Genomic DNA, 14812 nt, shown 5'->3' with positions numbered 1-14812 from the left:
CTACAGGAACCGGGCGCGCAGGTCCGGCCGGAGGAACGCGGCGGGCGAGGCGATCGACAGCCCGCCGTCGACCGGGAGCACCACGCCGGTGACGAACGACGCCCGCGGGGATGCCAGGAACGCCACGGCGTCGGCGACCTCGCGTGGCTCGCCGGTGCGGCGCAGTGGGTAGCCCTCCGCCACGGCGGGCAGGTCAGCCGAGCCGATCATGCCCGGCGCGACCGCGTTGACCCGGATCCCGCGCGGGCCGTACTCCAGCGCCAGCTGCCGCACCAGGCCGTCCACCCCGGCCTTCGCCGCCGCGTAGCCGGGGAGGCCGGGCGCGGCCAGGAAGCCGTTCACCGACGTCACGGCGACGATGCTGCTCCCGGCCGGCATCACCCGCAGCGCGGCCCGCGCCGGGTAGAACGCCGCGTCCAGCGTGTTCGCGATCGCCGCGCGCCACTGCTCGTCGGTCGCTTCCGCGGCGGCCGCCACCGGTTGCGAGGCCGCCGCCAGCACCAGCACGTCCAGCCGGTCGAGCGCACCGACGGCTGCTTCCGCACCCGCCGGGGTCGCGCAGTCGGCGACCACGTACGCGTCGAACGCCGGGTCTGTCACGGGCTCCAGCCCGGCGCCGACCACGTGGTCGTCCGGGAACGCCGCGGCGATCGCCCGCCCGATGTCCGAGCCGCCGCCGACGACCAGGACGCCCCTCACCGGCGCCACGCCGGCAGCGCCAGCTCGTCCAGGACCTCGGCCAGCGCCTTCGCCGTGATCGGCTCCAACGGCCGGGCGGGCAGCCGCACGGTGGCCGTCTCGATGATCCCGCGCCGCACCAGCACCTCCTTGTGCACGGCCCAAGCCTGCCCCGGCCGGACCCCGAGGTGGATCAACGGCAGGAGCCGGGTGAACTCCGCCCGCGCCTCGGCCCGCCGCCCGCCCGCGAGATCGTCCAGAATGGACCGCAGGACGTCGGTGAACTCGCACGCCGGCATCGTGCCGACCGCGCCGTTGTCGTACTCCTCGATCAGCGCCTGCGCGTTCTGCCCGCCGAGGACGGCCAGCCCCGCGGCATCCCGCACCGCGGCCACTTTGGACGGTGTCGGCGGCGCCTCCACCTTGATCGAGGTGATGCCCTCGACACCGGCGAGCGCGGTCACCGCCGCCACGTCGACCGGCACGCCGGTCACGCCCGGCGCGTCCTGGATCATCACCGGCACCCCGGCGCCGGCGACCTCGGTGAAGAACTCGACGACCTGCGCCGGCGACGGTTTGGCCAGGAACGGCGGCAGCACCATGACCTGGTCCGCCCCGCCGTCACCCGCGGCGCGGACCTGTTCCAGCGCCGTCACGGTGCTGGTGCCGTTGACCCCGGCGACGACCGGCAGCGACGTCATCGCCCGCACCTCGCGCAGGATGACCTCCCGCTCGGCCGCGGTCAGCGCGAACCCCTCGCTGGCCATGCCGAACACGGCGAGCCCGTCGACGCCGCAGGAGAGCTGGAACTCCACCAGCGACCGCAGCGACGGCAGGTCCAGCTCGCCGTCCGCGGTGAACGGCGTGGCCAGGATGGGGATGAGACCGGTGGGTGTGTCCGGCACGGGTCAGTTCTCCTTCGCGAGTTTCGTGATCAGGTCGGTGTCGACGTCGATGCCCAGCCCGGGCCCGGTCGGCACGGCGAACCCCGTCGGCCCGGCGGGCAGCGGGGTGCGCAGGATGCTCTGCGCGACCGGGACGGTGTCCGGCTGGTACTCGAAGAACGGCGTGTCCGCGCTGGCCGCGGACACGTGGATCCCGGCGGCGAGCGCGATGCCCAGGCCGACCGAGTGGTGGCAGGCGACCGGCACGTGGTGGGCCGACGCGAGTTCCGCGATCGACATCGCCTCGGTGATGCCGGTGCGCGCCACGTCCGGCTGCGCCAGTCGCAGGGCGCGGCGGCCGAGCCAGTCGGCGAACTCGTAGCGGTTGCGCATCGCCTCGCCGACCGCGACCGGCGTGCGGATGCGCCCGGCCAGCTCGGCGTGCCCGTCGACGTCCTCGGGCACCAGCGGTGCCTCGAAGAACAGCGCCTTGCGCCGGTCCAGCTCCTGGCCCAGCTCGACGGCCTCGCCGATCCGGTACGCCCAGTGCGCGTCGACCGCGATCCGCATCGCCGGCGCGGCCTCGGCGACCGCGTCGAAGGTGGCCAGGTCCGCCTCGATTCCCTTGCCCAGGGCCAGTTTGACCAGGGTCGCCCCCTTGGTGACCCAGTCCGCGGCCAGCGCGGCGCGCTCGGCGTCGGTGGAGCGGGCGAGGCCGGAGATGTAGGCCGGGACGTGCGTGCGCACCGCCCCGCCGAGCAGGTCGGCCACCGGCAGGCCGGTCAGCTTGCCGTAGAGGTCCCACAGCGCGATGTCGACCGCGGCCAGCGCGTCGGCCTGGTGCCCGACCAGGTGCCCGCGCTCACGCATCAGGTCCCGCAGGCCGAGCCAGAGCGGGCGGACGCCGGTGATCTCGCGGCCGGTCAGCCACCCGGCGAGCATCCGGTCGACGATCGCGGCAGGCACCTCCGGGCCGACCGGCGCCAGCGCCTCGCCCCAGCCGGTGGTGCCGTCCTCAGCGGTGACGCGGACGAGCATCGTCTCGAACCGGCCGGAGTAGAGGCTGCGCCACGGCTCACGCACGACGTAACCGCGGTCCTCGCTCAGCTCGCTGCCGTCCTCCAGCTTCCCCAGGTAGGCCTGCGGACCGGACAGCTTCAAGACGTAGGTCGTCACCTCGGCGATGCGCATGGTTGCCAATCTTTGCACGGGACTTGCGGAATGTGCAAAGCCTCCGCATACTTCGTGCCATGGTTTCCGAAAGCGGTGGCAATCAGAGCGTGGAGCGGGCCTCGGCCGTGCTGAACGCCTTCACCCTCGGCCGGCCCGCGCTGCGGGTCTCCGACGTCGCGGCGGAGGTCGGGCTGGGCATCTCCACCACGTCCCGGCTGCTCGCGACGCTGGAGTCGGTCGACCTGGTCCGCCGCGACCCGGTGAGCCAGCTCTACGAGCTCGGCCCGGCGGTGCTGACGATGGCAGGCATCGCGCTCAACAACGACCCGATCTACCGGCAGGCCCGTCCGGTCGCGCAGCGGCTGGCGTGGGAACTGGGTCTCGGCGCCAACGTCGCGGTGCGCCGCGGCGCCGAGTTGTTCTACCTGCTCAACGTCGAAGGCCAGCTGGCGCAGAAGTCGTTTTCGCTGATGGGGCAGCGCAACCCGCTGCACGCCACCGCCATGGGCAAGAGCCTGCTGCTGGGCCTCGCGCCGGAGCAGCGCCGGGAACTGCTGGGCCCGGAGCCGCTGCACGGCTTCACCGCGCACACCATCACGACGTTCGAGGCGCTGGACGCCGACCTCGCGCGGATCGCGAGCCGCGGCTACTCGACCGAGATCGAGGAGCTGGCGCTGGGCCGCGCGTGCATCGCCGCGCCGGTGCGGGACCACACCGGCGCGGTCGTCGCCGCGATCTCGCTGTCCGGTGCGCTGTCCGCGATCGCGCTCGACGAGCGGGAGGCCGACCTGGGGCGCACGATCGTCGAGGCGGCCGACAGCGTGAGCATCGGCCTCGGCTACCTCGGCCCGGTGCACACCCCGGTGCGGGAGGTCCGGTGAGGATCGCCGTCACCGGGGCCGCGGGACGGCTCGGCCGCACGCTGACCGGACGGCTGGAAGAGCGTGGCCACACCGTGGTGCCGATCGACGTCGCGCCGCCGGTCAGCCTGCCACTGTCCGATCGGGACGGTCTGATTTCGGTTTGCGCGGGCGCGGACGTGGTGGTGCACCTGGCCGCCCGGATGTCCTGGCAGCGGGCCGACGACGCGGCGCTGTTCGAGACCAACGTGCTCGGCACCGCGAACGTGGCCGAAGCGGCGGCTCTGGCGGGCGCGAAGCTCGTCCTCGCCAGCACCGGCGAGGTCTACCCCGAGGGCAAACCCGTCTATCAGCCGCTCGACGAGGACCACCCGCGCGCGCCGACGAGCGCGTACGGGCTGACGAAGAAGCTCGCCGAGGACACTGTGGACTTCTACCGCCGCACCCGCGGGCTGGAGGCGGTGGTGCTGCGGTTCTCCCACTTCCAGGACGCCGCCGAGCTGCTGGACCGTAACAGTTTCTTCTCCGGGCCGCGGTTCTTCCTGCACCGCAAGATCGAGCAGCAGCGGGCGTTCGGCAACGCGGCCGCGGTCGCCGTGCTCGAACCACACGACGACGGCACGACCAAGCTCGTGCTCTCGCGCGGCGAGGACGGGACGCCGTTCCGGATGGGCATCCTGGACACCCGCGACCTGGCGGCCGGTGTGGTCGCCGCCGTCGAAACCCCCGGCCTCGACGGCGAGGTGATCGGTCTCGGCGCGGACGACTCGGTCGACTTCGACTGGCTGGTCCCGGAACTGGCGCGCCGCGCCGGACTGGACTATGTGGACGTATCCCTGCCCGGTCCCGCGGTGCACTACACGACGTCCAACGCGAAGGCCCGCAAACTGCTCGGCTTCACCGTCGAATTCCCCGTCTCCCGCATGATCGCGGAAGCGGAACTCCGCTGATCCCCACTCCGACACGGACAACGAGGTCGTCATGTCTGAACAGGTCGCTGTGCCCGAAACCGTGAGCACCGGCCAGGTGCCCAGCCGGAAAGTGCTGCTCGCCGCGGGCGCCGGTCACTTCGTGGAATGGTTCGACATGGGTATCTACGGCACCCTGTCGACCGTCATCGCCGCGAACTTCTTCGCCGCGGGCGACCCGACGGCCGCCCTGCTGTCGACGTTCGCGGTGTTCGCCGCCGGGTTCGTGATCCGGCCGCTGGGCGGGTTGTTCTTCGGGCCGCTCGCCGACCGGATCGGGCGCCAGCGGGTGCTCGCGATCGTCGTCCTCACCACGTCGCTGGCCACCTTCGCGATCGGTGTGCTGCCGACCTACCACGCGGTCGGCGCGCTCGCGCCGTTGCTGCTCGTCGTCGCGCGGCTGGTGCAAGGGTTCGCGGCGGGCGGCGAAACCTCCAGCGCGGTGACGGTGCTGTACGAGTATGCGCCACCGAACCGGCGCGGGTTCTTCTCCAGCTTCGCCGACACCTTCGGGTTCGCCGCGTTCGTGTTCGGCTCGGGGCTGGCGTTGCTGCTGACCGCGTCGTTCGGGGACGCGACGATGACCTCGTGGGCGTGGCGGCTGCCGTTCCTGCTGGCGTTGCCGCTCGGGCTGGCCGGTCTCTACCTGCGGCTGAAGCTGCAGGACACGCCGGAGTTCCGCGAGCTGGAGGCCAAGGGCGAGGTCACCGAAAGCCCGGTGCGCGAGACCTTCCGCACCGGCGGCAAGGCGATGCTGGTGCTGGCCGGGCTGGTCGTGATCAAGGGTGTGGCGCACTGGACGCTGCAGACGTTCATGCCCAGCTACCTGCAGACCACGCTGCACTTCACGAAGGTGCAGTCGTTCGTCGCGTCCACGGTGTGCCTGGCCGTGGTCGCGGTGGCGGTGCCGTTCGCCGGTGCGCTGTCCGACCGGATCGGCCGCCGCCCGTTGCTGATCGCGGGCACCGCCGGGTTCGTCCTGCTGACCTGGCCGTCGCTGTTGCTGATGTCGCTGGGCAACGAGTTCCTGGCGATCCTCGGGATGGTCGTGCTGGGCCTGCTGATCGCCGCCTACGACGGCGCGGTGTCGGCGACGATGGCCGAGTTGTTCCCGCCGCGCATCCGCTCCGGCGCGATCGCCATCCCGTACAACATCGCGGTGTCACTGTTCGGCGGCACGGCGCCCTACATCGCCACGTGGCTGATCTCGGCCAGCGGCTACCGGCTCTCGCCGGCGTTCTACGTGATGCTCACCGCCGCGATCACGCTGGTCACCGTCCTGCGCGTCGTGCGGGAGACGGCCGGGCCCAAGGCCCGCGCCGTGGCCTGAAGTCCCCACCGGATCCGGCTACACGCTGGTCTTCAGCGACTCCCGGCGGGGTAGGCGAGGGGCGTGCCCCTGCGGATAGGCGAGTGGGCGGGCCGGTCGTGGTGACCGGCACGCCTCCGCGAACCGCCGCTCCGCGGCTTGTTTCAGCGCGCCGCCCGCGTCCCACGGCTCCCGTCCGGGAATCGCCGGCGTTCTGCTTGGGTGCACCGGCAGCCCTGTCGCTCACGCGCCCGCCCACCGCAGCCACGCAGCGCACCCCGCCGCGACCCCAGAAGCAACTCCCCTCAGGGAACCGCCGGCGTGCCGCCCGGCTGCACCGGCAGCCCGGCGGCGCGCCAGGCCCGGAAACCGCCCACCAGGTCCGTCGCCAGGGACAGTCCCAGCCGGCGTAGGTCGGCGGCCGCCAGGCTGGACGCGTAGCCCTCGTTGCACACCACGACGACCGGCCGGTCCGGGCGCACCCCGGGCAGCCGGTGGTCGCTCGCCGGGTCGAGGCGCCACTCCAGGTGTATCCGCTCGACCGGCACCGCGCCGGGGATCTCGCCCTCGGCCTCCCGGTAGCCGATCGGCCGGATGTCCACGATCAGCGCGCCCTCGGCCTGCAGCCGCCACGCGTCGGCGGGCTCGGCCCGCTCCAGGGTGGCGCGGGCGGAGGCCAGCATCTCGTCGATGTTCATCACCGCAGGATGCCCGGCAGCGGCGGGATCTCGGCGGGCACGTCAGCCAGACTGGCGTATTCGCGGGTCGGCACGAGCGGCGGCGAGTAGGCGTGGATGCTCGCCGCGGCCTCGGTGCCCGCGCCGGTCACCTGGTGCGCCCGCCCGGCGCCGAACCCGATTCCGTCGCCCGTCACGTGGGTGCGCTGCCGGATCGGCCCGCCGGGGTAGCGGTACTCCTCGGACAGCTCGCCGCGCAGCACGGTGAACGACCCGGCCGCGCCGCCGTGGTCGTGCGGCTTGGTGCCCTGCCCGGGCAGCCAGGTCAGCACCCACAGCTCGATCCCCTCGGTCAGGGCGAGCCGCGCCCACCACCGCTGGTCGGCGTCGAAGTGCAGGAACTCCGAGATCCGCGCACCCAGCTCCAGCGTGACGGTGCGGGTCAGGCCGGCGAGCTGGGTGGGCGTCCACAGCAGCCGCTCGGGGTGCAGCAGCTCCTCGAGCGCGGTTCCGATCAGGCGCGGGTGGATCTCGGTCGAACGCAGGACAGAAGTCACAGGGGTCTCCCAGTAAGGTCGCGTGAGAATCGGGAAGAGGCGAGACGCGGCAGGTCAGCGACCGTGCCGCGTCGGGCTACACCCGCAGGACGCGACCAGCACCAGATCGACGGCACGGTTGCGCCAGAAGCGGCGCCGCGGGTACCGGGAGGTGCTCACGAAGCGCATCGTGCCACGAGATCCGGCTACCCGCTGTGACGTCCCACCAAGTGGTACGGGGGCGGCGGGACTCCGGCGGCGCCCGGCGGCCACAATGGGCCCGTGAGCGAGCCGAACGACCTTGACGATCTCGTGGTGCGGATGGCCGGGGTGGGGGTCCGCCGCGGCAAGAACGACCTGCTGGCCGGCCTCGACTGGTCGGTCGAGCTGGACGAGCGCTGGGTGGTGCTGGGCCCGAACGGCGCAGGCAAGACCACCCTGCTCCGGCTCGCGGCCGCCGAACTGCACCCCACCACCGGGTCGCTGCACCTGCTCGGCGAGCAGATCGGCCGCACCAACATCTTCGACCTGCGCCCGCGCATCGGCTTCACCTCGGCGGCGATCGCGTCGCGCGTGCCGGGGGACGAGAAGGTCGTCGACGTCGTGGTCAGCGCCGGGTACGCGGTGATCGGCCGCTGGCGCGAGCAGTACGACACGATGGACACCGGCCGCGCCGAGGAGCTGCTGGGCGCGCTGGGCATCCGGCACCTGGCCGACCGCGAGTACGGCACGCTGTCCGAGGGCGAGCGCAAGCGCACGCTGATCGCCCGGTCCCTGATGACCGACCCGGAGCTGCTGCTGCTCGACGAGCCCGCCGCGGGTCTCGACCTCGGCGGCCGGGAGGACCTGGTCGCGCGGCTGTCCGAGCTGGCGCTGGACCCGGACGCCCCGGCCATGGTGCTCGTCACACACCACGTCGAGGAAATTCCGCCAGGCTTCACCCACGCGCTGCTGCTGCGGGAAGGCCGTGCCGTGGTCGCGGGCCTGGTCGACGACGTGCTCACCGCGGAGAACCTGTCGAAGACGTTCGACCAGGACCTCGTCCTCGAACGCTCGGGTGACCGCTTCTTCGCGCGTCGCCGGTAAGGTCACCCCTACCGGCCGGTAGGTGCACCGCAAGATCAAGGAGGATGCCAGCGTGGGCGAGTTCGTACGGCTCGAGGTGGACGGCGGGATCGGCACGATCCGGCTGGAGCGGCCCCCGGTCAACGCGATCAACGGCCAGGTCACGGCCGAGCTGGCGGTGGCCGCGCAGGAGGCGGCCGAGCGGTCCGACGTGCGCGCGGTGATCCTCTACGGCGGGGAGAAGACTTTCTGCGGCGGCGCGGACGTCAAGGAGATGGTCACCCGCTCCTACGTCGAGATGCGGTCCTTCGGCGCGAAGCTGCAGAACACGGTGGCCGCGGTCGCCGCGATCCCGAAGCCGGTCGTCGCCGCGATCACCGGGTACGCGCTGGGCGGCGGGCTCGAACTCGCGATGGGCGCGGACTACCGGATCGCCGGCGACAACGTGAAGGTCGGCCAGCCGGAGATCCTGCTCGGCATCATCCCCGGCGCGGGCGGCACGCAGCGGCTCGCGCGCCTGATCGGCCCGAGCAAGGCCAAGGACCTGGTGTTCACCGGCCGGTTCGTCAAGGCCGAGGAGGCCCTGTCGCTGGGCCTGGTCGACCAGCTGGTCGCGCCGGACGACGTCTACTCGGCCGCGCAGAAGTGGGCGGGTCAGTTCGTGAACGGCCCGGCCGTCGCGCTCGCGCAGGCCAAGGCCGCGATCGACGGCGGTCTCGACATGGACCTGGCCAGCGGCCTCAAGCTGGAGACGCAGCTGTTCACGTCGCTGTGGGCGACCGAGGACCAGACCACGGGCATGACCTCCTTCGTGGAGAACGGCCCCGGCAAGGCCACCTTCGAAGGGAAGTGACGTGACCGACCCCGCCCCGAACCCGCACGCGACCGAGGAAGAGGTCAAGGCGGCGTATTCGGACCCCAAGCTGGCCAACATCCTCTACCACGACTGGGAGGCAGGCACCTACGACGAGAAGTGGTCGATCTCGTACGACGAGCGCTGCATCTCCTACGCCACCGACGTGTTCAACGCCGTGGCGGGCGAGGAGGGCCAGCCCTATCCGACCGCGATGGAACTGGGCAGCGGCACCGGGTTCTTCCTGCTCAACCTGATGCAGGGCGGGGTGATCAAGAAGGGTTCGGTCACCGACCTCTCGCCGGGCATGGTGCAGGTCGCGCTGCGCAACGCCGAGAACCTGGGCCTGGACGTGGACGGCCGGGTGGCCGACGCGGAGCGCATCCCGTACCCGGACAACAGCTTCGACCTGGTGGTCGGGCACGCGGTGCTGCACCACATCCCGGACGTGCCGGGTGCGCTGCGCGAGGTGCTGCGGGTGCTCAAGCCGGGCGGCCGGTTCGTCTTCGCCGGTGAGCCGACGAAGATCGGCAACTTCTACGCGCGCAAGCTCGGCCAGCTGACCTGGTGGCTGACCACCAACGTCACCAAGGTCCCGGCGCTGAGCGGCTGGCGGCGCCCGCAGGAGGAGCTGGACGAGTCCTCGCGCGCGGCGGCGCTGGAGGCCGTGGTCGACATCCACACGTTCGACCCGTCCGAGCTGGAGCGCATGGCCCTGGGCGCGGGCGCGGTCGACGTCCGCGCGGTCACCGAGGAGTTCAGCGCGGCGCTGGCCGGCTGGCCGATCCGCACGTTCGAGGCGGCGGTGCCGCAGGAGAAGCTCACGGTGCGGTGGCGGATGTTCGCCTACCACCTGTGGCTGCGGTTGTCCGCGCTGGACAAGAAGGTGCTGTCCAAGGTGCTGCCGCGCGAGCTGTTCTACAACGTGATGATCACCGGTATCAAGCCGTAAGTGCCCTACGCGTTCACCCTCGACGACGTCGCCTTCCTCCGCTCGGAGGAAGGCGCGCGTGCGCTGGCCCAGGTCGCCGAGCTGCCGTTGACCGACCGGATCGCGGACGTGGCGGCCGCGCGGAAGGTGGCCGGTGAGCGGTTCGCCGCGGTGCTGGAGACCGTGCTGCTGCGACGCAAGGGCAAGCTCGACCCGTCCTGGCTCTACACCGGCGACGCGCTGCAGCAGGCCAGCGTGCCGCCGGTGGCGCGGCACCGCGCGCAGCGGCTGGCCGGCCGCGATGTGCACGACGTGACCTGTTCGATCGGCGCCGACCTCGCCGAGTTGGCCCGGGTCGCGCGCCGGTGCCTCGGCTCCGACCTGGACCCGGTGCGGCTGGCGATGGCACGGCACAACTGCCCCGGCGTTGCGGTGGTCCGGGCCGACGCGTTGCGGCCGGTCAGCCGGGACGCGGTGGTCGTGGCCGATCCGGCCCGCCGTGACTCGGCGGGCCGCCGGACCTGGCGTCCGTCCGATTTCGCGCCGCCGCTTGACCAGCTCGCCGAGGTCTACGCGGGCCGCGACCTCGCGGTGAAGTGCGCCCCCGGCCTGGACCCGGCGGCCGTGCCGTGGGCGGCGGAGATCGAGCTGGTGTCGCTCGACGGCCAGGTCCGGGAGGCCTGCGTGTGGAGCGCCGGCCTGGCCACCGCTTCGCGGCGAGCGACCGTGCTGCGCTCGCACGGTACACAGTGGACGATCACCGACCGGGACCCGTCGGACGTCGGCGCCGCCGGGCCGGGCGAGTGGATCGTGGACCCGGACGGCGCGGTCGTGCGGGCCGGCCTGGTCAAGCACTACGCGGCCCGGCACGGGCTGTGGCAGCTCGACGAGCGGATCGCCTATCTGACCGGTGACGTGCCGCCGCCCGGCGTGCGCGCCTTCCGCGTCCTGGAGCACGGCCACTACCAGGAGAAATCGCTGCGTTCGCTGCTGCGGGCCCGCGGCGTCGGGAGGCTGGAGATCCTCGTCCGCGGCCTCGATGTCGACCCGGACGCGCTGCGCAGGCGGCTCAAGCTCGTCGGCGACCAGGAGGCCAGCGTGGTGCTCACGCGGATCGGCCGCGCACCCCACTTCTTCCTCTGTCGCCCGGAGCGGATCCCGGGGTAGGTTCTCGGGTCGTCGACCGTTGACGAGGAGGCCCCGTGTTGCGTGAAAGAATGTCCGGTTTGGTCAAATTGGCCGCCGCTGCCGCGATCGGCGCCACCGTCGCCGGGGGCGCCACGGCCGTCGCCACCTCGGGCGGCAGCCACGAGCCGGACAACCTCGGCCAGGTCAAGCTCGACGTCAAGGCCTACTACGGCGACCAGGTGGACGCGGACGGCAAGCACCACGAGTCCGACCGCAGCCAGTGGGCCGCCGACGTCCGCCGCCAGGTCGAGGGGGCCGAGCACTACCTCGCGATCCGCCTCCAGCAGGGCGTGCGCAACCCGGCGATCGTGCTCGACATCGACGACACCTCCGAGGTCACCTACGGCTGGGAAGCCGACAACGACTTCGGCTTCGACCCGGTCAAGCAGGAGAAGGCCATCAACGACGGCGCGTTCCCGGCGATCAAGCCGACCCTGGAACTGGCGAACTGGGCCGCGCAGCACGGTGTGGACGTCTACTTCCTGACCGGCCGCAAGGAGCACCAGGGTGCGGCGTCGCTGAAGAACCTGGCGAACGAGGGCTACCCGGCGCCCGCGGCGGCGTTCTTCAAGCCGGAGACCACCGCGCCGGACTACCTGCCGTGCGGCCTGACCTGCGACACCGTGCAGTACAAGTCCGGCACGCGGGCGCACATCGAAGCCACCGGCGCGACGATCGTGCTCAACCTCGGCGACCAGTACAGCGACCTCGAAGGCGGCCACGCGGAGCGGCCGGTCAAGCTGCCGAACCCGATGTACTACCTGCCCTGACGCGGGATCGCGCCGTCCTTGGCCAGCACCGGTGCGGACACCTCGACCGTCTCCGGGTACTTGACGCCCGCGCCGGTGTTGAGGACGACGACCTCGTCGTCCGCGGAGAGCCAGCCCGATCCGCGGAGTTTGCGGACCGCGGCGAAGCACGCGGCGCCCTCGGGGCAGACGAACGTGCCCTCGGCGCGCGCGAGGTTGCCCTGCTCGGCCAGCAGTTCCTCGTCGCTGACGGCGATCGCGGTGCCCCCGGTGGAGTAGACGGCGTCCAGCACGAGGAAGTCGCCCAGCGCCTTGGGCACCGTGATCCCGAAGGCGATCGTGTGCGCGCCGACGGCCGGTTCGGACTCGCGGGCGCCGCGCTCGAACGCGTCCACGATCGGCGCGCACCCGGTGGCCTGGACCGCGACCAGCCGCGGCAGCTTGCCGTCCGGGATCCAGCCCAGCTCGCGCATCTCCAGCAGCGCCTTGTGGATGCCGATGATGCCGACCCCGCCGCCGGTCGGGTACACGATCACGTCCGGCACGCGCCAGCCGAGCTGCTCGGCGATCTCGTACCCCATCGTCTTCTTGCCCTCGATGCGGTACGGCTCCTTGAGCGTCGAGACGTCCTGGTAGCCGCCGCGCTCGGCGACGGCGTCGCGGATCAGCTTCCCGGCGTCCGAGATCAGGCCGTCGACCAGGTACAGCTCGGCGCCGCTGACCTGGCACTCCGCCCTGGTGATGGCCGGCGCGCCGACCGGCATCGCGATCAGGCTGCGCAGGCCGGCGCGCGCGGCGTAGAGGGCCCAGGCCGCGCCGGCGTTGCCGTTGGTGGGCATCGCGATCCCGGTGACGCCCAGCTCGGCGGCTTTCGACACCCCCACCGCCGCGCCGCGCGCCTTGAACGACCCGGTCGGGACCAGGCCCTCGTCCTTCATCAGCAGGCCGGGCACGCCGACCTGCTCGCCGTAAGTGGGCAGAGGCAGCAGCGGCGTCATGCCCTCGCCGAGGGTGACCACGTTCGCGGCCGACCGGACCGGCAGGACCTCGTGGTAGCGCCACAGGGTCGGCTCGCGGCCGGCGATCTCGTCCCTGGTCACCGTGGTGGCGGCCAGGTCGTAGCGGGCGAGCAGCGGCGAGCCGCAGGTGCAGAGGCCCTGCACGCGGTCCGCGTCGTGGGTCAGGTGGCAGCGGGGGCAGCCCAGGTGGGAGAGCGCGGAGTAGGCCACGCCTCCCGTTCTACCTGACCAGGGTGTCGGTGTTGATCAGCCACTTGCCGTCGCGCTGGATCATGCCCAGGTGGTGCCGCTCGCGGAAGTGCGAGCCGCCCTTCACGAAGTCGACCGTGACCTCGACGGTGTCGGCGTCGACCTGGCGCGGCCCGCTGACGATGCTCACCGAGCTGATGGTGGACCACCAGCCGACGTAGCTGGACTTGCCCTGTGCCTGCAGCACGGGGCCGAGCCGCTCCCAGCCGGCGTCGGTGTTGCCCGGCATCATCGCGTAGTAGTCGCTGACCGCCTGCACCGCGGAGGCGGTGGCCGGGGTCGGGCTGCTGGTCGCCGTCTTGGTCACGGTGGTGACGCTGGTCGACGGCGGCGCCGGGCTGCTCGTCGCGGAGGTGGGGGAGGGTGGGGCCGAGGCCTGGTCGGCGGGCGCGTCGTTGTCCCCGGTCGAGGCGGGCAGCAGGATGACGAGCGTGACGACCAGGGCGGCGACGACGGCCAGCGCGGCGCCGGCGTAGGCGAATCTTCGCCGCGACGGTCTCCGCGGCGGCACCGGGCCGACCTTGGTCGTGGCCGTCATCATGGCGAGTTTGCCCAGTTCAGCGGCCAGTTCGGCCATCGTGGGGCGGGCCTTGGGGTCGACGTCGAGCATCCGGGTGAGCACGCCGGTGAGCGGCCCGGCGTGTTCCGGCGGGGCGACGCGGCCGGCGGCGGCCGCGTAGAGCAGCGCCATCTGGTTGTCGGTGTCGCCGTAGGGCATGCGGCCCTCGACCGCGGCGTAGAGCGTGGCGCCGAGGGAGTATACGTCGGACTCCGGGCCGGGCGTCTCGCCGCGCGCGGCCTCGGGGGAGAGGAACGCGGGGGTGCCCGCGAAGCGGCCGCTGCCGGTCAGGGTGCCGTCGTCGGCGGCCTTGGAGATGCCGAAGTCGGTGATCTTCGCGATGCCGTCCTCGCCGAGCAGGATGTTGCCGGGCTTGACGTCGCGGTGCACGATGCCGGCCGCGTGCGCCGCGGCCAGCGCGGACGCGGCGTGCGCGCCGATGCGGGCGACCTCGCCGGGCGGGAGGCTGCCGCGCTCGGCGAGTACCTCGGCCAGGCTGTGCGAGGGCAGGTACTCCATCACCAGCACGGGCTTGCCGTCGTCGTCGGCCACGTCGAACACGGTGATGGCGTGCGGGTGCTGGAGGCGGGCGGCGAGGCGGGCCTCGCGGAAGGAACGCTTGCGGGCCTGCTCGGCCTCTTCCGGAGTGAGCCGCGGCGGTAGCAGAAGTTGTTTCACCGCAACGGTCCGGTCGAGTAGCTGATCGTTCGCCTCCCAGACGACGCCCATCGCGCCCCCGCCGATGTGACGCTGCAGCCGGTACCGGCCGGCGATCACGCGCGGGTTGTCCTGCCCCTCGGTCTCCGTCACCCGGCAAGGCTACGGTGTCGGCTCCCCGCGCCGCGCGGCAAACACCTCGAAACGGTCCAGGCCGCCCGCGTGGGGCGGTTTCGAACTACCCGAACCCGCTGGCCCGGACCAATCCACACCGCTCCGACCTGCACCGATACCCACCGGCTCGCCCCGCACCCACACGGTCGCCGACCGCGAAGCCGGTGACGTGCCCGGGCCCCGGGAACCCGGGAACCCGGCCAACCGCCCATCACGTCTGGCCGCCACGCCCAATCCCCCCGGCCACCACGACCAATCCCCCCCCGGCCATCACGCCCACCCG

15 protein-coding genes are annotated in these 14812 nt (G+C 72.5%); 8 read left to right on the top strand and 7 right to left on the bottom strand.

Annotated features, from left to right (window positions below; all coding sequences use genetic code 11):
* Genes ACCP09_RS39535 through ACCP09_RS39525 form a run of 3 tightly spaced genes read right to left on the bottom strand, consistent with a single transcriptional unit; the run spans window position 1 to window position 2753 of the window.
* On the bottom strand, window positions 1-699 hold the full coding sequence (locus tag ACCP09_RS39535) for an SDR family NAD(P)-dependent oxidoreductase (protein WP_431905432.1): 699 nt from the start codon (window positions 697-699) through the stop codon (window positions 1-3).
* Window positions 696-1583: a dihydrodipicolinate synthase family protein gene (locus tag ACCP09_RS39530; protein ID WP_400989547.1), complete on the bottom strand. Its 888-nt coding sequence runs from the start codon at window positions 1581-1583 to the stop codon at window positions 696-698. The genes ACCP09_RS39535 and ACCP09_RS39530 overlap by 4 nt, the downstream gene beginning before the upstream one ends.
* Before the next feature lie 3 nt (window positions 1584-1586).
* On the bottom strand, window positions 1587-2753 hold the full coding sequence (locus ACCP09_RS39525) for a mandelate racemase/muconate lactonizing enzyme family protein (RefSeq protein WP_433754198.1): 1167 nt from the start codon (window positions 2751-2753) through the stop codon (window positions 1587-1589).
* Between the two features lie 59 nt (window positions 2754-2812).
* Here ACCP09_RS39525 and ACCP09_RS39520 point away from each other — a divergent pair, with 59 nt between their 5' ends.
* The 3 genes from ACCP09_RS39520 to ACCP09_RS39510 are packed head-to-tail and all read left to right on the top strand — an operon-like array spanning window position 2813 to window position 5893.
* On the top strand, window positions 2813-3616 hold the full coding sequence (locus tag ACCP09_RS39520; protein WP_037322955.1) for an IclR family transcriptional regulator: 804 nt from the start codon (window positions 2813-2815) through the stop codon (window positions 3614-3616).
* Window positions 3613-4545 (top strand): NAD-dependent epimerase/dehydratase family protein, encoded by a 933-nt coding sequence (locus ACCP09_RS39515; RefSeq protein WP_433754196.1) that lies wholly within the window; start codon window positions 3613-3615, stop codon window positions 4543-4545. Before ACCP09_RS39520 ends, ACCP09_RS39515 begins: the two co-directional genes overlap by 4 nt.
* Window positions 4546-4576: 31 nt before the next feature.
* Window positions 4577-5893, top strand: a complete 1317-nt coding sequence (locus ACCP09_RS39510; RefSeq protein ID WP_051362925.1) for an MFS transporter — start codon at window positions 4577-4579, stop codon at window positions 5891-5893.
* 284 nt (window positions 5894-6177) lie between these two features.
* Here ACCP09_RS39510 and ACCP09_RS39505 read toward each other — a convergent pair whose 3' ends face one another.
* The gene (locus tag ACCP09_RS39505) at window positions 6178-6570 is read right to left on the bottom strand and encodes a rhodanese-like domain-containing protein (protein ID WP_123685100.1); all 393 of its coding nucleotides are present in this window, start codon (window positions 6568-6570) and stop codon (window positions 6178-6180) included.
* A complete protein-coding gene (locus ACCP09_RS39500; RefSeq protein ID WP_020421934.1) occupies window positions 6570-7106 on the bottom strand; it encodes a cysteine dioxygenase in 537 nt (178 codons plus the stop codon). Before ACCP09_RS39500 ends, ACCP09_RS39505 begins: the two co-directional genes overlap by 1 nt.
* Before the next feature lie 300 nt (window positions 7107-7406).
* Here ACCP09_RS39500 and ACCP09_RS39495 point away from each other — a divergent pair, with 300 nt between their 5' ends.
* The 5 genes from ACCP09_RS39495 to ACCP09_RS39475 are packed head-to-tail and all read left to right on the top strand — an operon-like array spanning window position 7407 to window position 11892.
* Complete coding sequence (locus ACCP09_RS39495) at window positions 7407-8171, top strand: ABC transporter ATP-binding protein (RefSeq protein ID WP_051079557.1); 765 nt, start codon at window positions 7407-7409, stop codon at window positions 8169-8171.
* A gap of 52 nt (window positions 8172-8223) precedes the next feature.
* Window positions 8224-9003 carry an enoyl-CoA hydratase/isomerase family protein gene (locus ACCP09_RS39490; protein ID WP_017984453.1) on the top strand — a complete coding sequence of 260 codons (780 nt, stop codon included), beginning with the start codon at window positions 8224-8226 and terminating at the stop codon, window positions 9001-9003.
* Window position 9004: 1 nt separating this feature from the next.
* Entirely contained in the window at window positions 9005-9955 is a 951-nt protein-coding gene (locus ACCP09_RS39485; RefSeq protein WP_017984452.1) for a class I SAM-dependent methyltransferase, read from the top strand.
* A complete protein-coding gene (locus ACCP09_RS39480; RefSeq protein ID WP_433754192.1) occupies window positions 9956-11101 on the top strand; it encodes a THUMP-like domain-containing protein in 1146 nt (381 codons plus the stop codon).
* A gap of 50 nt (window positions 11102-11151) precedes the next feature.
* Complete coding sequence (locus ACCP09_RS39475; protein WP_433754190.1) at window positions 11152-11892, top strand: HAD family acid phosphatase; 741 nt, start codon at window positions 11152-11154, stop codon at window positions 11890-11892.
* Here ACCP09_RS39475 and ACCP09_RS39470 read toward each other — a convergent pair.
* Window positions 11880-13100: a threonine synthase gene (locus ACCP09_RS39470; protein ID WP_433754188.1), complete on the bottom strand. Its 1221-nt coding sequence runs from the start codon at window positions 13098-13100 to the stop codon at window positions 11880-11882. The two genes, ACCP09_RS39475 and ACCP09_RS39470, sit on opposite strands and share 13 nt — an antisense overlap.
* A gap of 10 nt (window positions 13101-13110) precedes the next feature.
* Entirely contained in the window at window positions 13111-14508 is a 1398-nt protein-coding gene (locus tag ACCP09_RS39465) for a serine/threonine-protein kinase (RefSeq protein WP_433754186.1), read from the bottom strand.
* Window positions 14509-14812 lie beyond the last annotated feature (304 nt).

This window comes from Amycolatopsis sp. 3B14, assembly GCF_050958625.1.
In the GTDB taxonomy this organism is placed as follows: domain Bacteria; phylum Actinomycetota; class Actinomycetes; order Mycobacteriales; family Pseudonocardiaceae; genus Amycolatopsis_E; species Amycolatopsis_E thermoflava.
This window is presented reverse-complemented; position numbering and strand designations above follow the sequence as displayed.